Origin of the sequence: Pseudomonas sp. St316 (assembly GCF_018325905.1) — a bacterium.
Taxonomy (GTDB): domain Bacteria; phylum Pseudomonadota; class Gammaproteobacteria; order Pseudomonadales; family Pseudomonadaceae; genus Aquipseudomonas.
Map to the genome: position 1 here is coordinate 2,559,086 of NZ_AP021901.1, position 21,629 is coordinate 2,580,714.

Sequence of the window (21,629 nt, forward strand, 5' to 3'; positions counted from 1 at the left end):
TGCAACACAGCAAAAGGCGCCGAAAGGCGCCTTTTTGCTATTTAAGGCTCACGCCAATCCCCTGTGGGAGCGAGCTTGCTCGCGATAGCGGTGGGTCAGCTGTATCAATGCTGAATGTGCTGACGCCATCGCGAGCAAGCTCGCTCCCACAGGGGGGGGGGCTGTGTGTTTCGGAAGAGTGAGGCAAATCGCAGGCAAACAAAAACGCCCGGCATCAGCCGGGCGTTTTGTATTGACTTGTTAGCGAGCGCGGTAAGTGATGCGCCCTTTGCTCAAGTCATAGGGCGTCAGCTCGACGCGCACTTTGTCACCGGTAAGAATACGAATGTAGTTCTTGCGCATCTTGCCGGAGATATGCGCGGTTACGACGTGCCCATTTTCCAACTCCACACGAAACATGGTGTTGGGCAGGGTGTCGACGACAGTGCCTTCCATTTCGAAGCTGTCTTCTTTCGACATGCAGTAAAGCCCTCGGTATCCAGTGAATGGCCCGGTGCAACTGCGCCAGGCAAAAGCGGCGTGCATTGTGCCCGAAAAAGGGGGGGCAAGCCAAGAGGTTCTAGTTTTTAAGCCGAAGGGATCTAACTCAGGACAACCCACCGCTGGTTAATCAGCAGTTCAATGGGGCGATATTGGGTCTTGTAGTTCATTTTCTTGCAGTTCTTGATCCAGTAGCCCAGGTACACCGCTTCCAGCGCAAGGCGACGTGCTTCGTTGATTTGCCAGAGGATGGCAAACCGCCCCAGGCTGCGCCGTTCTTCGTTTGGCTCGTAGAAGGTGTACACCGCCGAAAGGCCGTTGGGCAGCAGGTCCGTAACGGCGATGGCGACCAGCCGTCCGTCCAGCCGGAACTCATAGAAACGGGAAAACGGCAGGTCACGCACCAGGAAGGTCGAGAATTGATCCCGGCTGGGCGGGTACATGTCGCCATCGGCATGGCGTTGTTCGATGTAGCGCTGGTACAGGTCGAAATATTCTTCGGTGAACTGCGGCTTGACCGGGCGGACCTGAAGGTCGGCGTTGCGCTTGAAAATACGTTTCTGTTGGCGATTGGGCAAAAATTGCGCGACAGGGATGCGCGCCGGGACGCAGGCGTTGCAGTGTTGGCAGTGGGGCCGATAGAGGTGGTCGCCGCTACGACGGAAGCCCATTTCCGACAGGTCTGCGTAGACATGCACATCCATGGGCTGGCTAGGGTCGAGGAACAGCGTCGTCGCCTGCTCCTCGGGCAGATAACTGCAAGAGTGGGGCTGAGTGGCATAGAACTTCAAACGCGCCAACTCGGTCATGATCGACCCTCGGGATAAGCTTTGAATTTAATTGTAAGCCAGGAGCGCGAATGTCGCTCAGCAAACCCATGTTGCCTGATTGGGTTGGTCCAGATGCGCCTTTAGATAACCAGCAAACTCAGTCCGTGGAATCGAGCGGGCGCCCAGGCTGTGCAGGTGTTCGGTGGGCATCTGGCAGTCGATCAGTACGAAACCGGCGGCCTTGAGGTGCTGGACCAGGGTGGCGAAGCCGAATTTCGACGCATTGTCGGCCCGGCTGAACATGGACTCGCCAAAAAACAGCTGGCCCATGGCCAAGCCATACAGGCCGCCCACCAACGCCCCTTGGTCCCACACTTCCACCGAATGGGCAAAGCCGCGTCGGTGCAGTTCCAGATAAGCGGTTTGCATGGCGTCGGTGATCCAGGTGCCCTCGGTATAGTCCCGTGGCGCGGCGCACGCCTGGATGACCGCCGCAAAATCCCGATCGAACGTCACTTCATAGCGCTGCTTGCGCAGCAGTTTGCCCAGGCTGCGGGATATGTGCAGTTCGTCGGGAAACAGTACCGTGCGCGGGTCCGGCGACCACCAGAGGATCGGCTGCCCCTCGGAAAACCATGGGAAGCAACCATGGCGATAGGCCTGGATCAGCCTGTCGGCGGAGAGATCGCCGCCGGCGGCCAATAACCCGTTGGGGTCGCGCATGGCTTTTGCCAGTGGCGGGAACTCGAAGGTGTTGCGTTGTAACCAGGTCAGCATCGTTATCCGATCTTGAAGAAGGGGAGGGTGGACATGTTCTGTGGCGAGGGGATGAGTCCCCTCGCCACAGGTGCGCATCCGCCCCAAGGTTAACCGTCAAGCGGCAGGGATGTCATCGAGATACTTCTCTGCGTCGAGTGCGGCCATGCAGCCGGCGCCGGCGGAGGTAATTGCCTGGCGATAGACGTGGTCGGCTACATCGCCGGCGGCGAACACGCCTGCGATATCGGTCGCGGTGGCGTTGCCTTCGCTGCCGCCGTGTACGAGCAGGTAGCCGTCACGCATCTTCAACTGGCCCTGGAACAGTTCGGTATTGGGTTTATGGCCGATGGCAATGAATACGCCGGCCAGGGACAGGGTGCTGGTTTCGCCGGTCTCGCTGTGGCGCAGGCGCGCGCCAGTCACGCCGCTGGCGTCGCCCAGGACTTCATCCAGGTTCTGGTTCCAATGCAGCTTGATATTGCCGCTGGCGGCCTTTTCGAAGAGTTTGTCCTGCAGGATTTTCTCTGAACGCAGCTTGTCGCGACGGTGGATCAGGTGCACTTCTTTGGCGATGTTCGACAGGTACAGGGCTTCCTCCACTGCGGTATTGCCGCCGCCGACCACGGCCACCACCTGGTTGCGATAGAAAAAGCCGTCGCAGGTCGCACACGCGCTAACCCCTTTGCCGGCGAAGGTTTCCTCCGATGGCAGGCCTAGGTACTGGGCCGAAGCGCCAGTGGCAATGATCAGTGCATCGCAGGTGTAGGTGCCGCTGTCGCCGATCAATTCGAACGGGCGCTGTTGCAACTTGGCGGTGTGGACATGGTCGTAGACGATCTGCGTGTCGAAGCGCTCGGCGTGCCGTTGCATGCGCTCCATCAATACCGGGCCCGTCAGGCCTTCGACATCGCCGGGCCAGTTATCGACTTCCACGGTGGTGGTGAGCTGGCCACCGGCCTGCAGCCCGGTAATGACAACCGGTTTGAGGTTGGCGCGGGCGGCATAGACGGCGGCGCTGTACCCGGCAGGGCCGGAACCGAGAATGATCAGGCGTGAATGCTTCACTTCGCTCATAAAAAACACCTCATAAGCCTTTGTCACAAAAGAGAATGCATGGTCCAATTAGCGCGTGCGCACCTTGTATCCGGCTATGCTGTCAGGCAATGCCTTGACGCTGACAAACCCGTACAATGCTTGAGTTTTGAACGCAGGATGGGCTAAAGATCAAACTCTTCGGCCACAGCTGCGGTTTTCTGGATGCACCTCACAGTGGTAAAAGTAGTACCGGTTGTGCACATTCACTTTTTTACCTGCTCGTCATGGGCAGTTTTTTATAGTCATTCAACAGATGGACGCGCCGTTGGCGCAGGAAAAGAAGCGTTTTGAAGAAATCCACCGCAGCACCTAAACCAGTCGTTCCGCTCTGGCGCCAGCAATTGCACTACCGGCTCAAGGAAGGTGCGTTGATCGCCATCGGTGCCCTGTGCCTGTTCCTGATGATGGCCCTGCTGACCTACGGCAAGGACGATCCGGGCTGGAGCCATAACAGCAAGATCGACGACGTGCAGAATTTCGGCGGTCCGGCCGGTTCCTACAGCGCCGACATCCTGTTCATGGTGCTGGGTTATTTTGCCTACATCTTCCCACTGCTGCTGGCGATCAAGGCCTACCAGATCTTCCGCCAGCGCCACGAGCCCTGGCAGTGGAGCGGCTGGCTGTTCTCCTGGCGCCTGATCGGCCTGGTGTTCCTGGTGTTGTCGGGGGCTGCGCTGGCCCATATCCATTTCCACGCGCCCACCGGCTTGCCGGCCGGGGCGGGCGGGGCGCTGGGGGAAAGCCTCGGCGACCTGGCCAGGAACGGCCTGAACATCCAGGGCAGCACGCTGCTGTTTATCGCACTGTTCCTGTTCGGCCTCACGGTGTTCACCGACCTGTCATGGTTCAAGGTCATGGACGTCACCGGCAAGATCACCCTCGACCTGATCGAACTGATCCAGGGCGCCATGAACCGCTGGTGGGCGGCGCGCACCGAGCGCAAGCAACTGGTGGCGCAACTGCGTGAAGTCGACGACCGTGTCCACGACGTGGTAGCCCCTACGACGCCGGACAAGCGCGAGCAGGCCAAGGTCAAGGAACGCTTGATCGAGCGTGAGCAGGCGTTGAGCAAGCACATGTCCGATCGCGAGAAGCAGGTGCCGCCGGTCATCACCATGGCCCCGGCCAAGGCACCGGAGCAAAGCAAGCGCGTGCAGAAAGAGAAACAGGCGCCGCTGTTCGTCGACAGCGCGGTGGAAGGCACCTTGCCGCCGATCTCGATCCTGGACCCGGCTGAAAAGAAACAGCTCAACTATTCCCCCGAATCCCTGGCGGCCGTCGGTCACTTGCTGGAGATCAAGCTCAAGGAGTTCGGGGTCGAGGTGTCGGTGGACTCGATCCACCCGGGCCCGGTCATCACCCGCTACGAAATCCAGCCGGCCGCCGGTGTGAAGGTCAGCCGCATCTCCAACCTTGCCAAGGACCTGGCGCGCTCCCTGGCCGTGACCAGCGTGCGGGTGGTGGAAGTGATTCCCGGCAAGACCACCGTGGGCATCGAGATTCCCAACGAAGACCGGCAGATCGTGCGCTTCTCCGAAGTGCTGTCCACGCCTGAGTACGACAACCACAAGTCGCCTGTCACCCTGGCCCTGGGCCACGACATCGGCGGCAAGCCGGTCATCACTGACTTGGCGAAAATGCCCCACCTGCTGGTGGCCGGTACCACCGGTTCCGGTAAGTCGGTGGGGGTGAACGCAATGATCCTGTCGATTCTGTTCAAGTCCGGCCCGGAAGACGCCAAGTTGATCATGATCGACCCGAAAATGCTCGAGCTGTCGATCTACGAAGGCATCCCGCACCTGCTCTGCCCGGTGGTCACCGACATGAAGGACGCCGCCAACGCCTTGCGCTGGAGCGTCGCCGAGATGGAGCGCCGCTACAAGCTGATGGCGAAGATGGGCGTGCGTAACCTGTCCGGCTTCAACGCCAAGGTCAAGGAAGCCGAAGAGGCCGGCACGCCGTTGAGCGACCCGCTGTATCACCGCGAAAATATCCACGACGAAGCACCGCTGCTGCACAAGCTGCCGACCATCGTGGTGGTGGTGGACGAATTCGCCGACATGATGATGATCGTCGGCAAGAAGGTCGAAGAACTGATCGCCCGTATTGCCCAGAAGGCCCGTGCGGCCGGTATCCACCTGATCCTCGCCACACAGCGGCCGTCGGTGGACGTGATCACCGGCCTGATCAAGGCCAACATCCCGACCCGCATGGCGTTCCAGGTGTCGAGCAAGATCGACTCGCGGACCATCATCGACCAGGGCGGCGCCGAGCAACTGCTTGGCCACGGTGACATGCTCTACATGCCGCCGGGCACTAGCCTGCCGATTCGTGTGCATGGCGCGTTCGTCTCCGACGACGAAGTGCACCGCGTGGTGGAGGCCTGGAAACTGCGTGGCGCTCCTGAGTACAACGACGACATCCTCAACGGTGTCGAAGAAGCCGGCAGCGGTTTCGAGGGCGGCAGTGGCGGCGGTGACGACGATGCTGAAACCGATGCGCTCTACGACGAAGCGGTGCAGTTCGTCCTGGAAAGCCGCCGGGCCTCGATTTCTGCCGTTCAGCGCAAGCTGAAGATTGGCTACAACCGCGCCGCCCGCATGATCGAAGCCATGGAAATGGCCGGGGTGGTGACGGCCATGAACACCAACGGCTCGCGCGAAGTACTGGCGCCGGGCCCGATGCGCGACTAACGACCCGGGCGGCCTGCTGACACGCCGCTCGACCCCCACGACTTCATGAGGACTCCCATGCGCCTGATTCGCATGTTGCTGTTGCCCGTACTGGCCTTGTCTACTTTGTCGGCCCACGCCGGCGAAAAGGACGTGGCTCGCCTGACCCAATTGCTGGGAGGCTCGCAGACCCTGACGGCACGTTTCTCCCAGTTGACCCTCGATGGCAGTGGTACCCAGTTGCAGGAAACCGCTGGCGACATGGCCCTGCAGCGTCCAGGCCTGTTCTACTGGCACACCGATGCGCCAGCCGAGCAACTGATGGTCTCCGACGGCAAGAAAGTCTCCCTGTGGGACCCGGACCTGGAGCAGGTGACCATCAAGACCCTCGACCAGCGCCTGACCCAGACCCCGGCACTGCTGCTCTCCGGTGACATTTCCGAGATCAGCCAGAGCTTCGAGATCACCTCCAAGGAGGCCGGTGGCGTGATTGACTTCACCCTCAAGCCCAAGACCAAGGACAGCCTGTTCGACAGCCTGCGCCTGTCGTTCCGTAACGGCCTGGTCAACGACATGCAGCTGATCGACAGTGTCGGCCAGCGCACCAATATCCTGTTCACTGGGGTCAAGGCCAACGAGCCGATCGCCGCGTCCAAGTTCAAGTTCGACATCCCCAAGGGTGCCGATGTGATCCAGGAATAACCCGGTAAGCCCTGTGGGAAAATGGCCTGTGGGAGCAAGGCTTGCCCGCGATTGCATCGCCTCGGTCTACCAGATGCACCGAGGTGTCTGTATCGCGGGCAAGCCTTGCTCCCACAGGTCTGCTCCCACAAACCTGTTTCCACGGATCTGCTCTGGCAGAGACGATCGGCAACAGGACCCAGCGGAGGTTTTGTAAGTAATCATGGACCTGTTTCGAAGCGCCCCGATTGCCCAGCCATTGGCCGCCCGCCTGCGTGCGACCAACCTGGATGAGTACGTCGGCCAGGAGCATGTACTCGCCCGCGGCAAGCCTCTGCGCGAGGCCTTGGAGCAGGGTGCGTTGCACTCGATGATCTTCTGGGGCCCGCCGGGCGTGGGCAAGACCACCCTGGCGCGACTGCTGGCGGAAGTCTCGGACGCCCATTTCGAAACGGTGTCGGCGGTGCTGGCCGGGGTCAAGGAGATCCGCCAGGCGGTGGAAGTGGCCAAGCAGCAGGCCGGGCAATACGGCAAGCGCACGATCCTGTTCGTCGACGAAGTGCACCGGTTCAACAAGTCCCAGCAGGACGCGTTCCTGCCCTACGTCGAAGACGGCACGCTGATTTTCATCGGTGCCACCACCGAAAACCCCTCGTTCGAACTCAATAACGCTTTGCTGTCCCGGGCGCGGGTTTATGTGCTCAAGAGCCTCGACGAGGCGGCGATGCGCAAGCTGGTGCATCGCGCGCTGACCGAGGAGCGCGGCCTGGGCAAGCGGCATTTGAGCCTCAGCGATGAAGGCTTCCAGATCCTGTTTTCGGCCGCTGATGGCGATGGTCGGCGCTTGCTCAACCTGCTGGAAAACGCCTCGGACCTGGCCGAAGACGATAGCGAGATCGACGTCGAGTTGCTGCAAAGCCTGCTGGGCGATACCCGCCGGCGCTTTGACAAGGGCGGTGAAGCGTTCTACGACCAGATTTCGGCGCTGCACAAGTCCATCCGTGGCTCCAACCCCGACGCCGCCTTGTACTGGTTTGCGCGCATGATCGACGGCGGTTGCGATCCGCTGTACCTGGCGCGACGGGTGGTGCGCATGGCCAGCGAAGACATCGGCAACGCCGACCCGCGGGCCCTGAGCCTGTGCCTGGCGGCGTGGGATGTGCAGGAACGCCTCGGCAGCCCGGAAGGCGAGCTCGCCGTGGCGCAGGCCATTACCTACCTGGCCTGCGCGCCGAAAAGCAACGCCGTGTACATGGGCTTCAAGGCGGCGATGCGCAGTGCCACCGAGCACGGTTCTCTCGAAGTGCCGCTGCACCTGCGCAACGCGCCGACCAAGCTCATGAAGCAATTGGGCTATGGCGAAGAATACCGTTATGCCCATGACGAACCGGACGCCTATGCCGCCGGTGAAGATTATTTTCCCGACGAACTCGACCCCCAAAGGTTCTATCAGCCGGTGCCCCGCGGCCTGGAGCTGAAGATTGGCGAGAAGCTTAACCACTTGGCGCAACTGGACCGCTTGAGTCCACGGCAGCGGAGAAAACTGTGATCCCCCTGATACTTGCAGTCTCCGCTGGCGGCATTGCCGGCACCCTGGCGCGTTTCGCCGCCAGCAACTGGGTCAGTGCAAATTGGCCGCGGTACTTCTATAGCGCGACGCTGGCCGTTAATATCGTGGGCTGTCTGCTGATCGGCGTCTTGTACGGCCTGTTTTTGATTCGCCCGGAGGTGCCTGTCGAAGTGCGCGCCGGGCTCATCGTCGGCTTCCTCGGCGGCCTGACGACCTTTTCATCCTTTTCACTGGATACGGTGCGCCTGCTGGAAAGCGGGCAGGTGCCGCTGGCCCTCGGCTATGCGGCTGCCAGCGTATTCGGCGGGCTGCTCGCCACCTGGGCCGGCCTGTCCCTGACCAAACTTATCTAAACGAGAGACCGACATGCTCGATTCCAAACTGTTACGTAGCAACCTTCAGGACGTAGCGGACCGCCTGGCTTCCCGTGGCTTTGCCCTGGACGTCGCGCGCATCGAAGCGCTGGAAGAACAGCGCAAGACCGTCCAGACCCGCACCGAAGCCCTGCAGGCTGAACGTAACGCGCGCTCCAAGTCCATCGGCCAGGCCAAGCAGCGCGGTGAAGACATCGCGCCGCTGATGGCTGATGTCGAGCGCATGGCGGGCGAATTGAGCGCTGGCAAGGTCGAGTTGGACGCGATCCAGACCGAACTGGATTCGATCCTGCTGGGCATCCCCAACCTGCCGCACGAATCGGTACCGGTCGGTGAAGACGAAGAAGGCAACGTCGAAGTGCGTCGCTGGGGCACGCCGAAAGCCTTTGATTTCCCGGTGCAGGACCACGTGGCCCTGGGCGAGAAGTTCGGCTGGCTGGACTTCGAAACCGCCGCCAAGCTGTCGGGCGCCCGTTTCGCCTTGCTGCGCGGGCCGATTGCCCGTCTGCATCGTGCCCTGGCGCAGTTCATGATCAACCTGCACGTCACCGAGCATGGCTACGAAGAAGCCTACACGCCTTACCTGGTCCAGGCCCCGGCCCTGCAAGGCACCGGCCAGTTGCCGAAGTTCGAGGAAGATCTGTTCAAGATCAGCCGCGACGGCGAGGCCGACCTTTACCTGATCCCGACCGCCGAAGTGTCGCTGACCAACATCGTCGCTGGTGAGATCGTCGACGCCAAGCAACTGCCGATCAAGTTCGTTGCCCACACGCCGTGCTTCCGCAGTGAAGCCGGGGCGTCGGGCCGTGACACCCGTGGCATGATCCGCCAGCACCAGTTCGACAAAGTCGAGATGGTGCAGGTCGTCGAGCCTTCGAAGTCCATGGAGGCGCTGGAAAGCCTGACCGCCAACGCGGAGAAGGTCCTGCAACTGCTGGAGCTGCCGTATCGCACCCTGGCGCTGTGTACCGGTGACATGGGCTTCAGTGCGGTCAAGACCTACGACCTGGAAGTCTGGATCCCGAGCCAGGACAAGTACCGCGAGATTTCCTCGTGCTCCAACTGCGGCGACTTCCAGGCCCGCCGCATGCAAGCGCGTTTCCGCAACCCGGAAACCGGCAAGCCGGAACTGGTCCACACCCTCAATGGCTCCGGCCTGGCGGTGGGTCGCACCCTGGTGGCCGTGCTGGAAAACTACCAGCAGGCTGACGGTTCGATCCGCGTGCCTGAAGTGTTGAAGCCCTACATGGGCGGCATCGAGGTCATCGGCTAAATGGACTATTTGCCACTGTTCCACAACCTGCGCGGCAGCCGCGTGCTGGTGGTCGGCGGCGGGGAGATTGCCTTGCGCAAGTCCCGCCTGCTGGCCGATGCCGGCGCGTTACTGCGGGTGGTCGCACCGGACATCGAACCGCAGTTGCGGGAACTGGTCAGTGGCAGCGGCGGTGAATGCATCTTGCGTGGTTACGTTGAAGCGGACCTGGACGGCTGCGCTTTGGTCATCGCCGCCACCGACGACGAACCGCTCAATGCCCAGGTTTCGGCAGACGCTCATAAGCGTTGCGTACCGGTCAACGTGGTGGACGCGCCGGCCCTGTGCAGCGTGATCTTCCCAGCGATTGTCGACCGCTCACCCCTGGTGATCGCGGTGTCCAGCGGCGGCGACGCGCCGGTGCTGGCGCGCCTGATCCGGGCCAAGCTGGAAACCTGGATTCCGTCGACCTACGGGCAACTGGCCGGGCTGGCGGCGCGTTTTCGCAGCCAGGTCAAAGGCTTGTTTCCCGATGTGCAGCAACGTCGGGCGTTCTGGGAAGACGTTTTCCAGGGTCCCATCGCCGACCGTCAGTTGGCCGGGCAGGGTGCCGAAGCCGAGCGCCTGTTGCGGGAAAAGATCAATGGCCAGGCGCCTAACGCGTCGGGAGAAGTCTATCTGGTGGGGGCGGGGCCGGGTGATCCGGACCTGCTGACCTTCCGTGCCTTGCGCTTGATGCAGCAGGCCGACGTGGTGCTGTATGACCGCTTGGTGGCGCCGGCAATCCTGGAGCTGTGCCGGCGCGACGCCGAGCGCATCTACGTCGGCAAGCGCCGCTCCGAACACGCCGTGCCCCAGGAGCAGATCAACCAGCAATTGGTGGACCTGGCCCTACAGGGCAAGCGCGTGGTGCGGTTGAAGGGCGGTGATCCGTTCATTTTCGGTCGTGGTGGTGAAGAGATTGAAGAACTGGCGGCCCACGGCATCCCGTTCCAGGTGGTTCCGGGCATCACCGCCGCCAGTGGCTGTGCGGCGTACGCCGGGATCCCACTGACCCATCGTGACTACGCTCAGTCGGTGCGGTTCATCACCGGCCATCTCAAGGACGGCACCAGCGACTTGCCGTGGGCTGACCTGGTGTCCCCGGGCCAGACGCTGGTGTTCTACATGGGTTTGGTCGGCTTGCCGATGATCTGCAACGAGCTGATCAAGCACGGCCGTGCGGCGGATACGCCAGCGGCGTTGATCCAGCAGGGCACGACGTCCAACCAGCGGGTCTTTACTGGCACTTTGGCGGACTTGCCACGGCTGGTGGCCGAGCACGAAGTGCATGCGCCGACCCTGGTGATCGTTGGGGAAGTGGTGCAGCTGCGCGAGAAACTGGCGTGGTTTGAAGGGGCTCAGGGGCAGGTCTGAAGACCGAGTTTGCCCCAATCGCGAGCAAGCTCGCTCTCACAGTGGACCCTGTTTGAATACAGTCCTGTGTGGGAGCGAGCTTGCTCGCGATGAGGCCCTCAAATACAGCGAAAACTCAGGATCAATCCCTAGTCCTACGCCAAATCCCTTTCCCACTCAACCGTTGCCGATCATGGGCCCCGGTGAAATCCTGCTTCGGCCCCTTGGGCACGATCCCATTGGGGTTGATGGTCTTGTGGCTGCCGTAGTAATGGCCCTGGATGTGGGTGAAATCCACCGTCTCGGCAATGCCTGGCCACTGGTACAACTCCCGCAGCCAGTTCGACAGGTTTGGATAATCGGCGATGCGCCGCAGGTTGCATTTGAAGTGGCCGAAGTACACCGCGTCGAAGCGGATGAGCGTGGTGAACAGGCGGATATCGGCCTCGGTCAGGTATTCGCCAGCCAGGTAGCGGCGGGTTGCCAGTAACGCCTCCAGCCAATCCAGTTCGGCAAATAGCCGGTCGAAGGCTTCTTCATACGCCGCTTGGGTCGTGGCGAATCCGGCACGATAGACGCCGTTGTTCACCGCCGGGTAGATCCGCTCGTTCAAGGCGTCGATCTCGTGGCGCAAGGGCTCGGGATACAGGTCCAGGTCGTTGCCGGTCAAGCCGTCGAAGGCGCTGTTGAACATGCGGATGATTTCCGCCGATTCGTTGTTGACGATGCGCTGTTGGCGTTTGTCCCACAGCGCCGGCACGGTGACGCGGCCGGTGTAGTGCGCTGTGTCGGCGGTGTAGCGCTGGTGCAGGAAGCTCAAGTTGTCGAGTTTGTCGCCAGTGGAGCCGTGGGCCCTGTCGAAGGTCCAGCCGTTTTCCAGCATCAGGTAGCTGACCACCGAGACGTCGATCAGGTCTTCCAGGCCCTTGAGCTTGCGCAAGATCAACGTGCGGTGCGCCCAGGGACAGGCCAGGGAGACATACAAATGGTAGCGCCCGGCCTCGGCGGCAAAGCCGCTCTCACCGGAAGGGCCCGCGCTGCCGTCGGCGGTCACCCAGTGACGGCGTTGCGCCTGTTCGCGCTGGAAGGTGCCGTCCTTGCTTTCATACCACTGATCCTGCCAGCGGCCTTCGACTAACAAACCCATCTCGATCTCCTTGCCAATAAACGTTGGAGACGAGTCTATTCCGATAGGTTCGAACTAAAAGCGCAAAGGTTGCGGGCTAATGATCGATTAAATCGAACGATCCCGGGCATCCCAATACTGCCGGGCTTTGTCGAACGCTTCTTCGCGAGCCAGGCCCAGGCCGCGCAAGGCCAGGGCCATGGTCGCGATCAGCGCCAGTTGCGGGTAGCTGTCTTCGACGTCACCGCGCCAGATCGCCTTCAAGTGCTCGGGATCGAGGTTTTCCGGTTTGACGTGGCGCTGCTCGGCCAGTCGCGGCCATTCTTCGTCCCAACTGGCGCCACCCGTTGTGCCGTACAAATGGCTGTCGGCGTCCGGGTTGATCTCGATCTCGCCGCCGTCACCCTTGATGACGATGGCGGTATCACCGAGCAAGCCGCTGGCATCGCGATGCACCGCCTGATAGCCCGGGTGGAAGATGCTTTGCAAGCCGCAACGGGCGGCCAACGGGTTGAGGATGCGTGCCAAGGAGTGGATCGGCGAGCGCAGGCCCAGGGTATTGCGCAGGTCGATCATCCGCTGCATTTGCGGCGCCCAGTCCACCAGCGGCATGAAGGCCAGGCCGCCGTTGTCCAGCGCACTGCCGACCTGTTGCCAATCCCGGCACAGCGGGATCTGCAACAAGCCCAGCAATTGTTCGGTGTAGAGCCGACCTGCCGTGTGAGCGCCACCGCCGTGCATGAAAATCCGCACGCCGTTCTGCCCAAGGCACTTGGCCGCCAGCAGGTACCACGGCAAATGACGCTTCTTGCCGGCATAGGTCGGCCAGTCGAGGTCCACCGTCAGCGCCGGGACCACCAGGCGTTCACGCAGGGCCTCGGTGAAACCGGCCATCTCCTCGGCACTTTCTTCCTTGTGTCGCAGCAGCATCAGGAAGGCGCCCAGTTGGGTGTCCTCGACCTTTTCGTCGAGCACCAGGCCCATGGCTTCGCGGGCTTCTTCGCGGGTCAGGTTGCGGGCGCCGCGCTTGCCTTTGCCAAGGATGCGCACGAACTGGGCGAACGGGTGTTCGGCCGGGGTCTCAAGGGTCAGCGAAGGAAAGTCGGTCATAAGCAATTCGTCGGTTTGGGCAGGCCCGCCAGCTTGGCGGCGAGTTTGGCGGGAGTGCCTTTGAACAATCGGTTCAGGTGCAGGCTGTTGCCTTTGTCCGCGCCCAGTTTCAGTGCCGTGTACTTGATCAGCGGCCGGGTTGCGGGGGAGAGCTGGAATTGGTCATAGAAGCCGCGCAGCAGTTCGAGGATCTCCCAGTGTTCGGGGCCCAGCTCGATGTCTTCGGCGGTTGCCAGGGCCGTGGCGACCTCGGCCGACCAGTCGTCAAGGTCGGCCAGGTAGCCGTCCTTGTCCAGCGCGATGGCGCGGTCGCCCACGTTCAGCGTCTTCATAACCAGGTGTTGACCTTGTCGTGCTCGATCGACAGCTCGACGAAACCTGAGTAGTTGATGGCTTCGGCCCAGTCTGGCGTATCCAGGGCGCGGGCCTGGAGGTCTTCGGCGAGCACGAACAGGTTTACGCCAGCGGCCTGCAGCACTTCAAACGGTGGGCTGCCCGGTTGCAACGCGTACGTCGCGTCACCGCACAGCAGCAGCGCATCCTGATTGCCCAATAGCCGCAGGCAACTGGCGAGGCGGTTATCGCCGAAGGGCGAATGAGACAACACATGCAAAGTCGACATCAGAGGGTGATCACCTGGTCGTAACGGTCAATGAGCGCGGCGATTTGCGGTCCGGTCAGTGTTTTCACCTCGCCCAGCGCCAGGGTGTCAGTGGCGATACCACGTTCGGCGGCGCTGTCGGCGCAGAGGAACAGGTCCTCGACGCCGAACATCGGCAACGCCTGCAGGTTGGCACTCAGGTCCTTTTGCTGGACAGCCTTGGCGTTTTGGCCGGCCGTGAGCTGGAACACCCCGTCGTCGAGAAACAGCAGGCCGATGGGCAGGTCGAACGCACCGCCGGCCAGGACGATGTCCAGCGCTTCACGGGCGCCGGGGCCGGACCATGGGGCCTGGCGGCTGATGAGCAATAAAGACTTGGCCATCACGCGCCTCCAAAACAGATCAAGCGGTCGGCGTCCTGGATCGCATCGTGCAACTGGCCCAGCCCGGACAAGGCCCAGGGCGCTTCGACACTGGCCGCCGAACGCTGGTAGCGCTGGGCTTCTTCTTCGTTCAATACCCCACGGCGCAATGCCGCCGCGATGCAGACCACGCCGTCGAGCCGGTTGTCGCTGACAAACGCGCTCCACTGCTGGGGCAGGTCCTGCTCGTCCTGGGGCGTGACGACACTGGCGCAGGCGTTATAGACGCCGTCCTGATAGAAAAACAACCGCACGATCTCATGCCCGCCCGCCAGCGCCGCCTGGGCAAACAGCAAGGCACGGCGCGAGGAGGGCGCATGGGCGGCGGAAAATAGCGCGATGGCGAACTTCATGACAGACCCGATCAGCAAAACTGCGGCCATGATAATGCTTTATGGGCGGTGGGGCGATTGGCAGGGAAGGGGGCGAGACCTGTTTGGTTCAAGGGCATTTAAAGAATGCTCCTGCTCGATTGCGTTGTAGGAGCTGCCGAGCGAAGCGAGGCTGCGATCTTTCCGAATGCAATTGAGTCTCAAGCGAAAGATCAAAAGATCGCAGCCTCGCTTCGCTCGACAGCTCCTACAGGCCACAGGGAAAGTGCTCAGCTTTGGCTTTTGAGGCCGTGCAGCTCGCAATACTCCGCCCAGTCCATCCCCGCCATCTCCGCCACTTCCTTGTGCACTTCCAGGCGCTGGGCCTGGTAGTCCTGGGGCGAGGCGGCGGTCAGTTGCAGGGTCAGTTCCCAGGCAAACAGGCCCAGGCGCTCGGCCTCGGCTTCGAAGGCTTCATGCAACCGCTCGGCGCGGTACTGCGCGGCGGTCTCGCCCTTGGCCTGGGCCAGCAGCGGGTTGAGGTGGTCCAACTCGACGCGCAGCTCGGGGCGTTCATCGAGAAATTTTTCCAGGGCTCGTTCGTGTTGCTGTTCGGTTGCCGCCATGGTCACTCCTTGGGGGATGCAGACTGCTTCTTGCTGGCCTTGGCCGCAGCCGCCAGGCATTCGAGGGCGAACTGTTCGGTGTAGGTCATCTGGATCGGCGTGGTTTCGCCCTTGACGGTGCGTTCGCCGTCGAGGATGTAGCGAATCCGCTTGTCGGTGACGCCGATGCGCTTGGCGATCCAGGACGGTGTCTGGCCGATCTGGCTGATCAGTTTGTCGGCGTATTCGGCGGTGGGTTTGTAGAATTCGGCGTTGGGGGTCATGGGGCGTTCCGCGTGGCTGGTGGCAATGGCGCGACAGGGTGCGCGAATCGCAGGCCGATGTCCCGTGTAAATTTCAGTAAAGCAGCACGAAGGCCTGGGCCGCAGTGCTACAGTCCGTTTTTTTTCTTGATGAGTGAACGCAATGCGAATGTTGACCGTGGCCCTGGCCGCAACCTTGCTGGCCGGCTGCGCGGGTTCGGCGATGAACGAGGCCCGGACCCAGGCCCCTTACAAGACCCTGACCTCGGACAAACCCGAGCAGGTCGTGGCCCAGTGCGTGCAGTTTTCCTGGCAGGACGAAGCGGTGTTCGGTGTCGATGCTGGCGCCTACCTGCAACCGGGCAAGAAGGGTGGCTCGACGGTCTACACCCGCTCTGCCGAAGTGTTTGTCGATTTGCATGCCGGTGCCACGGGCACCGAGTTGAGTTATTACGCCAAGCATGACGACTTCGTGGCCAAGCGCCGGTTGGCGGCGCTAGCGACCTGTCTTTGAGCCGATAGACCGAGGTGCCTGCCATCGCGAGCAGGCTCGCTCCCACACAGGTCCGGCGCGGCCGAAAAAGGGTCAACCACCGCAAGTCCCCTGTGGGAGCGAGCTTGCTCGCGATGGCGGTGGGGCAGGCGACAGAAATGTTCACTGTTAAATGGCTATCGCGAGCAAGCTCCCACACAGGTCCGGCGTGGCCGAAAAAGGGTCAACCACCGCAAGTCCCCTGTGGGAGCGAGCTTGCTCGCGATGGCGGTGGGGCAGGCGACAGAAATGTTCACTGTTAGATGACTATCGCGAGCAAGCTCCCACACAGATCCGGCGTGGCCGAAAAAGGGTCAACCACCGCAAGTCCCCTGTGGGAGCGAGCTTGCTCGCGATGGCGGTGGGGCAGGCGACAGAAATGTTGACTATTAGATGACTATCGCGAGCAAGCTCCCACACAGATCCGGCGTGGCCGAAAAAGGGTCAACCACCGCAAGTCCCCTGTGGGAGCGAGCTTGCTCGCGATGGCGGTGGGGCAGGCGACAGAAATGTTGACTGTTAGATGGCTATCGCGAGCAAGCTCGCTCCCACGGGGGGTGGGGTTTAGTCAGCCGGAGCCAGGCGCTTCTGGAAGAAGAAGTGCTGGTGGCCTGGTGGGTAGTCGTCGATCTGGCCGATTTCCGTGAAGCCGTGTTTCCTATAGAACGCCGGCGCCTGGAAGTCGAAGGTGTCCAGCCAGATGCCCACGCAGTTTTTCTCCCGGGCCAGCTCTTCGGCCATCCTTACCAACGTCGAGCCTGTGCCTTGGCCCCGGGCCTGTTCCGGCACTACCAGCAGCTCGATGTAAAACCAGCGGAAAAATACGCGCCCGTAGAGCCCGCCGACTATTTCGTTGCTGTGTTCATCGCGCACCAGCCACGCCACCAGTTCAGGCACCGTTCCGCCGGTCTTGGCCGTGTTATAGGCCCGTAGCGGAGCGAGAATGGCCTGGCGTTCTTCGTCGGTGGGCGTGTCCGTGCGTTCGATTCGCAGTGTCATCGGCGATGTCCTTATTCAGTAAAAAATCAACCGCACGAGCCTATCGCAAAGGGGACGTTGCCGTAACCCAGCCGACGGCTGACAGGCGCATTCCGCAAACCGGGCCATACTGCCTAATGCTCTTGAAGCGATCCCCGATCCTTAGAACAAGAAGAGACCGACTCATGAAGTTCGAATCCTTAGCCCGGACCCTCATCGCTACGTCATTGACCCTCGGATGTTTATCGGCGTACGCCGCCTCCCAGGCGCCAGTGGCTGCCGAGAACGGTATGGTGGTCACCGCCCAGCACCTGGCGACTCATGTGGGTGTTGACGTGCTCAAGAATGGCGGCAACGCCGTGGATGCGGCGGTGGCGGTGGGATACGCCCTGGCGGTGGTGTATCCGGCGGCGGGTAATCTGGGCGGCGGGGGGTTCATGACCCTGCAAATGGCGGACGGCCGCAAGACATTCCTGGATTTTCGCGAAAAAGCCCCCCTGGCCGCCACCGCCAACATGTACCTGGACAAGGACGGCAACGTCGTTCCCGACCTCAGCACCCGCGGACACCTGGCGGTGGGCGTACCCGGCACCGTGTCCGGCATGGAATTGGCGCTGGCCAAGTACGGCAGCAAGCCCCGGGCGGAACTGATCGCCCCGGCCATCGAGTTCGCCGAGCAAGGCTTCACCCTGGAGCAGGGCGATGTCGATTTGCTGGAAACCGCCACCGATGTGTTCAAGAAGGACATGCGCGACTCTGGGGCGATCTTCCTGCACAACGGCGAGCCCATGCAGGTCGGCCAGAAACTGGTACAAAAAGACCTCGCCAAGACCCTGCGGGAAATCTCCGCCAAGGGCGCCGACGGCTTCTACAAAGGCTGGGTCGCCGATGCCCTGGTCACCTCCAGCCAGGCCAACAAAGGCATCATCACCCAGGCCGACCTGGACAAGTACAAGACCCGCGAGCTGGCCCCGGTGGAGTGCGACTACCGCGGCTACCACATCATCTCGGCGCCGCCGCCCAGTTCCGGCGGGGTGGTGCTGTGCCAGATCATGAACATCCTCGATGGCTATCCGATGAAGGACCTGGGGTTCCATTCGGCCCAGGGCATGCACTACCAGATCGAAGCCATGCGCCACGCCTACGTGGACCGCAACAGCTATCTGGGTGACCCGGACTTCGTGAAGAATCCCATCGACCATCTGCTGGATAAAAACTACGCCGCCAAACTGCGCGCCGCCATTGAGCCGCAAAAGGCCGGCGACTCGCAGAAGATCAAGCCCGGCGTGGCGCCCCATGAGGGCAGCAACACCACCCATTACTCCATCGTCGACCAGTGGGGCAACGCCGTTTCGGTCACCTACACCCTCAACGACTGGTTCGGTGCCGGCGTCATGGCGAGCAAGACTGGGGTGATACTCAACGACGAGATGGACGACTTCACCGCCAAGGTCGGCGTGCCCAACATGTATGGCCTGGTGCAGGGCGAGGCCAACGCCATCGCGCCGGGCAAGGCGCCGCTGTCATCCATGAGCCCGACCATCGTCACCAAGGACGGCAAGACGGTCATGGTGGTGGGCACCCCGGGCGGCAGCCGGATCATCACCGCGACGTTGCTGACGATCCTTAATGTGATCGACTACGGCATGAACCTCCAGGAGGCTGTTGATGCGCCGCGTTTCCACCAGCAGTGGATGCCGGAGCAAACCAACCTGGAGACCTTTGCGGCCAGCCCGGATACCCAGAAGCTGCTGGAGAGCTGGGGGCACAAGTTTGCCGGCCCGCAGGACCCCAACCACATTGCCGCGATCCTGGTCGGTGCGCCGTCATTGGGTGGCAAACCGGTCGGCAAGAACCGCTTCTATGGTGCCAACGACCCCCGTCGCAACACGGGGTTGTCGCTGGGTTATTAATCCGCTGTTGGCGCTGGCGAAGGCTGCGATCTTTCGGGCCGGCGATCGTAGCCTCGCTTCGCTCGACAGCGCCTGCATGGCTTAAGCGTCCAATACCGTTGCGAAGAGGAAAATATGAACACCGCATTGCTGATCATCGATGTCCAGGATGCGCTGTGCTCAGGCGAAGAGGAGTGCTTCGACAGCCAACGCATCATCCGGACCATCAACAACCTGGCGGCCAAAACCCGGGCCCTGGGCTTGACGGTGATCCTGATCCAGCACGAAGAGTTGGAAGGTTCGCTGACGTATGGTTCTGCCGCTTGGCAACTGGCCGACGACCTGTTGACCGCTGCCGATGACCTGCGGGTGCGCAAGACCACCCCCGATGCCTTCTACCAGACCGACCTGCAACCGTTGTTGCAGGCCCGTGGGATCGACCGCCTGGTGATCTGCGGGCTGCAAACCGACTGTTGCGTCAACGCCACCGTGCGCCAGGCCCATGCTCTGGGGTACGACGTGGTTTTGGCGGCCGATGCCCACTCCACGGTGGACAACGGCAGCATGGCGGCCGAGCAGATCATCGCCAATCACAACAATCGGCTGGGGCGGCTGAGCAGTGCGGTATCGCGGATCGACGTGGTGCCGGCTGCTGACATCCGCCTCTGACCCGAAACCCATGAAACGTCACGTCAGTCCTGTGGCGAGGGGAATATCTATGGTGAGAAGAATTACCTGTGGCGAGGGGATAAATCCCCTCGCCACAGGTAAATGCCCTCACTATGAATGAACACCCTCACTACGAATAAATCCGCTCACTAGAGGGAAAAAACGGGTGACGACAACGGACCCTCTGATCGCCACGGCAGCGCGAGCATTGGCAGCGGGGGATCCCGTGGCGGCGCTCAATCGCGTCGCGCTGCGCACCGATGCCCCGGCCCTCGCGCTTCGTGGCATTGCCATGGCGCAGTTGGGGGATCTGGCCAAGGCCAGTGCGCTGATGCGTCGGGCGGGTGCGGCCTTCGGGCCCAGGGAGGCCATGGCGCGAGCGCGCTGTGTGATCGCCGAAGGCGAGATCGCCCTGGCGTCCCGTGACCTGGCGTGGCCGATGAGGCGCCTCGACGCCGCGCGGGCGGTGCTCGAGACCCACGGCGATCGGGCCAACGTAGGACATGCCCGCACGATTGAAATCCGCCGCCTGTTGTTGATCGGTCGACTCGAGGAGGCCGAGCGCAAACTTGTCGAATTGGACCTTGCCTGCTTGCCCCTTGCATCACGGGCGGCTTGCGAATTAGTGGTCGCGGGGATCGCCATGCGGCGGTTGCAAACGCAGGTCGCTCGCGCTGCGCTCGAACGGGCCGGGCAAGCCGCACGGCAGGCGGGAATCGGTGCGCTGACCGCCGAGATTGAAAACGCCTGGCGATTGCTGCGCACCCCCGCGGCGCGCCTGATCGCCCGAGGCGAGGAACACTTGCTTGTGCTGGAAGAGGTGCAAGCCCTGTTGGCCGGGACGGCGTTGGTGGTGGACGCGTGCCGCCATGGGGTCAGTGGCGCTGGGGTCCAGGTCAACCTTGCCCGGCGCCCGGTGTTGTTCGCCCTGGCACGAGGACTGGCGCAAGTCTGGCCCGGCGATGTGTCGAGGGAAACGCTCATGGTCCAGGCCTTTGGGTTGAAACTCACCGATGATTCCCACCGCGCCCGGCTGCGGGTCGAGATGGGCCGGTTGCGGGCCATGCTTCGCCCCTTGGCGGAGGTGAAGGCCACCCCGCGCGGTTTTACCTTGATGCCGCGGCATGCCGACGAGGTCGTGGTGCTGGCGCGAGCCGTCGAGGAGCCCTACGGGGCGGTGCTGGCGCTGTTGGCCGACGGCGAAGCCTGGTCCAGCTCGGCCCTGGCGCTGGCTTTGGACATCAGTCAGCGCAGCGTACAGCGCGCCTTGGAAACGCTGGCCGCCGCCGGTAAGGCGCAGTCCTTCGGGCGCACCAGGGCCCGGCGCTGGATGGCGCCACCCATGCCTGGATTCGCGACGGTATTGTTACTCACGGCGCTGCCATCCGATGGCTAGGATGCACTCGAACCCCACCGATGAGGCGAGTGAGATGAAACGTTCAGAAGCACAGATACTGCGTGAATACGGCCCGTTCCCGGGCGTCGATTGCGTGCACGGCGTGAGCCATGACGGTGAGCGCGTCTGGTTCGCGTCAGGCGACAAGCTGCACGCACTCGATCCCGCCAGCGGCCAGGCTGTGCAATCGTTCGATGTCCCGGCGAATGCGGGCACGGCGTTCGACGGCGAGCATCTTTTCCAGATCGCTGGCGACAGCATCCGCAAGATCGATCCGCGCACCGGCCAGGTCCTGGCGACGATTCCAGCCCCCAACAGCGGTGACGATTCAGGCCTGGCGTGGGCCGAAGGATCGCTCTGGGTCGGTCAGTACAAGGCGCGCAAGATCCTGCAGATCGACCCCGTCGACGGAAGTGTCTTGCGCACCATCGAGTCCAACCGCTTCGTCACGGGCGTGACCTGGGTCGATGGAGAACTTTGGCATGGCACTTGGGAGGATGACGAGAGTGACCTGCGACGTATCGATTCGCAGACGGGGCAAGTGCTGGAAAGCGTGACGATGCCGCCGGGCATAGGGGTGTCGGGGCTGGAGTCCGATGGCGCGGACCAGTTTTTCTGTGGTGGCGGTGGCAGTGGCAAGGTGAGAGCGGTGCGTCGGCCGGCGTGAGCACTGGTC

The 21,629-nt window shown here is 62.3% G+C and carries 24 protein-coding genes; 11 read left to right on the forward strand and 13 right to left on the reverse strand.

What is annotated here, in order from left to right; all coding sequences use genetic code 11:
* Positions 1-240 precede the first annotated feature (240 nt).
* From infA to trxB, 4 genes are all read right to left on the reverse strand, one after another.
* Positions 241-459: a translation initiation factor IF-1 gene (gene infA, locus KI237_RS11605; RefSeq protein WP_002553999.1), complete on the reverse strand. Its 219-nt coding sequence runs from the start codon at positions 457-459 to the stop codon at positions 241-243.
* Positions 460-581: 122 nt separating this feature from the next.
* Positions 582-1,289, reverse strand: coding sequence for an arginyltransferase (locus KI237_RS11610; protein ID WP_212799914.1), 708 nt, complete (start codon positions 1,287-1,289; stop codon positions 582-584).
* Between the two features lie 57 nt (positions 1,290-1,346).
* Positions 1,347-2,027, reverse strand: coding sequence for a leucyl/phenylalanyl-tRNA--protein transferase (gene aat / locus KI237_RS11615; protein WP_212799915.1), 681 nt, complete (start codon positions 2,025-2,027; stop codon positions 1,347-1,349).
* A gap of 96 nt (positions 2,028-2,123) precedes the next feature.
* Positions 2,124-3,083, reverse strand: coding sequence for a thioredoxin-disulfide reductase (gene trxB, locus KI237_RS11620; RefSeq protein ID WP_212799916.1), 960 nt, complete (start codon positions 3,081-3,083; stop codon positions 2,124-2,126).
* Between the two features lie 308 nt (positions 3,084-3,391).
* Here trxB and KI237_RS11625 point away from each other — a divergent pair, with 308 nt between their 5' ends.
* From KI237_RS11625 to cysG, 6 genes are all read left to right on the forward strand, one after another.
* Positions 3,392-5,797 (forward strand): DNA translocase FtsK, encoded by a 2,406-nt coding sequence (locus KI237_RS11625; RefSeq protein WP_212799917.1) that lies wholly within the window; start codon positions 3,392-3,394, stop codon positions 5,795-5,797.
* 57 nt (positions 5,798-5,854) lie between these two features.
* A complete protein-coding gene (gene lolA, locus KI237_RS11630; RefSeq protein WP_003203330.1) occupies positions 5,855-6,478 on the forward strand; it encodes an outer membrane lipoprotein periplasmic chaperone LolA in 624 nt (207 codons plus the stop codon).
* A gap of 202 nt (positions 6,479-6,680) precedes the next feature.
* Positions 6,681-8,006 carry a replication-associated recombination protein A gene (locus KI237_RS11635; RefSeq protein ID WP_212799918.1) on the forward strand — a complete coding sequence of 442 codons (1,326 nt, stop codon included), beginning with the start codon at positions 6,681-6,683 and terminating at the stop codon, positions 8,004-8,006.
* A complete protein-coding gene (gene crcB, locus KI237_RS11640; RefSeq protein ID WP_212799919.1) occupies positions 8,003-8,380 on the forward strand; it encodes a fluoride efflux transporter CrcB in 378 nt (125 codons plus the stop codon). The genes KI237_RS11635 and crcB overlap by 4 nt, the downstream gene beginning before the upstream one ends.
* A gap of 13 nt (positions 8,381-8,393) precedes the next feature.
* Entirely contained in the window at positions 8,394-9,674 is a 1,281-nt protein-coding gene (gene serS / locus KI237_RS11645) for a serine--tRNA ligase (RefSeq protein WP_212799920.1), read from the forward strand.
* Entirely contained in the window at positions 9,675-11,069 is a 1,395-nt protein-coding gene (cysG, locus tag KI237_RS11650; RefSeq protein ID WP_212799921.1) for a siroheme synthase CysG, read from the forward strand.
* A gap of 121 nt (positions 11,070-11,190) precedes the next feature.
* Here cysG and KI237_RS11655 read toward each other — a convergent pair whose 3' ends face one another.
* The 8 genes from KI237_RS11655 to KI237_RS11690 all read right to left on the reverse strand — a co-directional run bounded on the left by KI237_RS11655 (position 11,191) and on the right by KI237_RS11690 (position 15,507).
* Positions 11,191-12,195, reverse strand: coding sequence for a glutathione S-transferase family protein (locus KI237_RS11655; RefSeq protein WP_212799922.1), 1,005 nt, complete (start codon positions 12,193-12,195; stop codon positions 11,191-11,193).
* Between the two features lie 87 nt (positions 12,196-12,282).
* On the reverse strand, positions 12,283-13,284 hold the full coding sequence (locus tag KI237_RS11660; RefSeq protein ID WP_212799923.1) for a glycosyl transferase family protein: 1,002 nt from the start codon (positions 13,282-13,284) through the stop codon (positions 12,283-12,285).
* Positions 13,281-13,616 carry a TusE/DsrC/DsvC family sulfur relay protein gene (locus KI237_RS11665; protein WP_212799924.1) on the reverse strand — a complete coding sequence of 112 codons (336 nt, stop codon included), beginning with the start codon at positions 13,614-13,616 and terminating at the stop codon, positions 13,281-13,283. The genes KI237_RS11660 and KI237_RS11665 overlap by 4 nt, the downstream gene beginning before the upstream one ends.
* A complete protein-coding gene (tusB, locus tag KI237_RS11670) occupies positions 13,613-13,906 on the reverse strand; it encodes a sulfurtransferase complex subunit TusB (protein ID WP_109755536.1) in 294 nt (97 codons plus the stop codon). Before tusB ends, KI237_RS11665 begins: the two co-directional genes overlap by 4 nt.
* On the reverse strand, positions 13,906-14,268 hold the full coding sequence (gene tusC / locus KI237_RS11675) for a sulfurtransferase complex subunit TusC (RefSeq protein ID WP_212799925.1): 363 nt from the start codon (positions 14,266-14,268) through the stop codon (positions 13,906-13,908). The genes tusB and tusC overlap by 1 nt, the downstream gene beginning before the upstream one ends.
* Positions 14,268-14,660, reverse strand: a complete 393-nt coding sequence (gene tusD, locus KI237_RS11680) for a sulfurtransferase complex subunit TusD (protein ID WP_212800589.1) — start codon at positions 14,658-14,660, stop codon at positions 14,268-14,270. The genes tusC and tusD overlap by 1 nt, the downstream gene beginning before the upstream one ends.
* 248 nt (positions 14,661-14,908) lie before the next feature.
* Positions 14,909-15,244, reverse strand: a complete 336-nt coding sequence (locus KI237_RS11685) for a DUF6388 family protein (protein WP_212799926.1) — start codon at positions 15,242-15,244, stop codon at positions 14,909-14,911.
* 2 nt (positions 15,245-15,246) lie between these two features.
* Positions 15,247-15,507 (reverse strand): hypothetical protein, encoded by a 261-nt coding sequence (locus tag KI237_RS11690; RefSeq protein ID WP_014337702.1) that lies wholly within the window; start codon positions 15,505-15,507, stop codon positions 15,247-15,249.
* Between the two features lie 142 nt (positions 15,508-15,649).
* Between KI237_RS11690 and KI237_RS11695 the strand changes: the two genes are divergently transcribed.
* Entirely contained in the window at positions 15,650-16,000 is a 351-nt protein-coding gene (locus KI237_RS11695; RefSeq protein WP_212799927.1) for a hypothetical protein, read from the forward strand.
* 582 nt (positions 16,001-16,582) lie between these two features.
* Here KI237_RS11695 and KI237_RS11700 read toward each other — a convergent pair.
* Positions 16,583-17,017, reverse strand: coding sequence for a GNAT family N-acetyltransferase (locus KI237_RS11700; protein WP_212799928.1), 435 nt, complete (start codon positions 17,015-17,017; stop codon positions 16,583-16,585).
* A gap of 164 nt (positions 17,018-17,181) precedes the next feature.
* Here KI237_RS11700 and ggt point away from each other — a divergent pair, with 164 nt between their 5' ends.
* The 4 genes from ggt (at position 17,182) to KI237_RS11720 (ending at position 21,620) form a co-directional block, all read left to right on the forward strand.
* Positions 17,182-18,909, forward strand: coding sequence for a gamma-glutamyltransferase (gene ggt / locus KI237_RS11705; RefSeq protein WP_212799929.1), 1,728 nt, complete (start codon positions 17,182-17,184; stop codon positions 18,907-18,909).
* A 114-nt stretch (positions 18,910-19,023) separates the two neighbouring features.
* Positions 19,024-19,557 carry a cysteine hydrolase family protein gene (locus KI237_RS11710; RefSeq protein WP_212799930.1) on the forward strand — a complete coding sequence of 178 codons (534 nt, stop codon included), beginning with the start codon at positions 19,024-19,026 and terminating at the stop codon, positions 19,555-19,557.
* Positions 19,558-19,723: 166 nt separating this feature from the next.
* A complete protein-coding gene (locus KI237_RS11715) occupies positions 19,724-20,953 on the forward strand; it encodes a helix-turn-helix domain-containing protein (protein ID WP_212799931.1) in 1,230 nt (409 codons plus the stop codon).
* A 34-nt stretch (positions 20,954-20,987) separates the two neighbouring features.
* Entirely contained in the window at positions 20,988-21,620 is a 633-nt protein-coding gene (locus KI237_RS11720; RefSeq protein ID WP_212799932.1) for a Vgb family protein, read from the forward strand.
* The last annotated feature ends 9 nt before the right edge of the window (positions 21,621-21,629 follow it).

What these genes read in the sequence shown, in the direction of transcription:
- tusC (WP_212799925.1), bottom strand. Translation starts at nt 14,268, where the DNA reads ATGGCCAAGTCTTTATTGCTCATCAGCCGCCAGGCCCCATGGTCCGGC.
- cysG (WP_212799921.1), top strand. Translation starts at nt 9,675, where the DNA reads ATGGACTATTTGCCACTGTTCCACAACCTGCGCGGCAGCCGCGTGCTG.
- serS (WP_212799920.1), top strand. Translation starts at nt 8,394, where the DNA reads ATGCTCGATTCCAAACTGTTACGTAGCAACCTTCAGGACGTAGCGGAC.
- KI237_RS11660 (WP_212799923.1), bottom strand. Translation starts at nt 13,284, where the DNA reads ATGACCGACTTTCCTTCGCTGACCCTTGAGACCCCGGCCGAACACCCG.
- lolA (WP_003203330.1), top strand. Translation starts at nt 5,855, where the DNA reads ATGCGCCTGATTCGCATGTTGCTGTTGCCCGTACTGGCCTTGTCTACT.
- aat (WP_212799915.1), bottom strand. Translation starts at nt 2,027, where the DNA reads ATGCTGACCTGGTTACAACGCAACACCTTCGAGTTCCCGCCACTGGCA.
- KI237_RS11720 (WP_212799932.1), top strand. Translation starts at nt 20,988, where the DNA reads ATGAAACGTTCAGAAGCACAGATACTGCGTGAATACGGCCCGTTCCCG.
- trxB (WP_212799916.1), bottom strand. Translation starts at nt 3,083, where the DNA reads ATGAGCGAAGTGAAGCATTCACGCCTGATCATTCTCGGTTCCGGCCCT.
- KI237_RS11695 (WP_212799927.1), top strand. Translation starts at nt 15,650, where the DNA reads ATGCGAATGTTGACCGTGGCCCTGGCCGCAACCTTGCTGGCCGGCTGC.
- KI237_RS11610 (WP_212799914.1), bottom strand. Translation starts at nt 1,289, where the DNA reads ATGACCGAGTTGGCGCGTTTGAAGTTCTATGCCACTCAGCCCCACTCT.
- KI237_RS11665 (WP_212799924.1), bottom strand. Translation starts at nt 13,616, where the DNA reads ATGAAGACGCTGAACGTGGGCGACCGCGCCATCGCGCTGGACAAGGAC.
- KI237_RS11685 (WP_212799926.1), bottom strand. Translation starts at nt 15,244, where the DNA reads ATGGCGGCAACCGAACAGCAACACGAACGAGCCCTGGAAAAATTTCTC.
- tusD (WP_212800589.1), bottom strand. Translation starts at nt 14,660, where the DNA reads ATGAAGTTCGCCATCGCGCTATTTTCCGCCGCCCATGCGCCCTCCTCG.
- KI237_RS11690 (WP_014337702.1), bottom strand. Translation starts at nt 15,507, where the DNA reads ATGACCCCCAACGCCGAATTCTACAAACCCACCGCCGAATACGCCGAC.
- KI237_RS11655 (WP_212799922.1), bottom strand. Translation starts at nt 12,195, where the DNA reads ATGGGTTTGTTAGTCGAAGGCCGCTGGCAGGATCAGTGGTATGAAAGC.
- KI237_RS11700 (WP_212799928.1), bottom strand. Translation starts at nt 17,017, where the DNA reads ATGACACTGCGAATCGAACGCACGGACACGCCCACCGACGAAGAACGC.
- KI237_RS11710 (WP_212799930.1), top strand. Translation starts at nt 19,024, where the DNA reads ATGAACACCGCATTGCTGATCATCGATGTCCAGGATGCGCTGTGCTCA.
- KI237_RS11635 (WP_212799918.1), top strand. Translation starts at nt 6,681, where the DNA reads ATGGACCTGTTTCGAAGCGCCCCGATTGCCCAGCCATTGGCCGCCCGC.
- infA (WP_002553999.1), bottom strand. Translation starts at nt 459, where the DNA reads ATGTCGAAAGAAGACAGCTTCGAAATGGAAGGCACTGTCGTCGACACC.
- ggt (WP_212799929.1), top strand. Translation starts at nt 17,182, where the DNA reads ATGAAGTTCGAATCCTTAGCCCGGACCCTCATCGCTACGTCATTGACC.
- tusB (WP_109755536.1), bottom strand. Translation starts at nt 13,906, where the DNA reads ATGTCGACTTTGCATGTGTTGTCTCATTCGCCCTTCGGCGATAACCGC.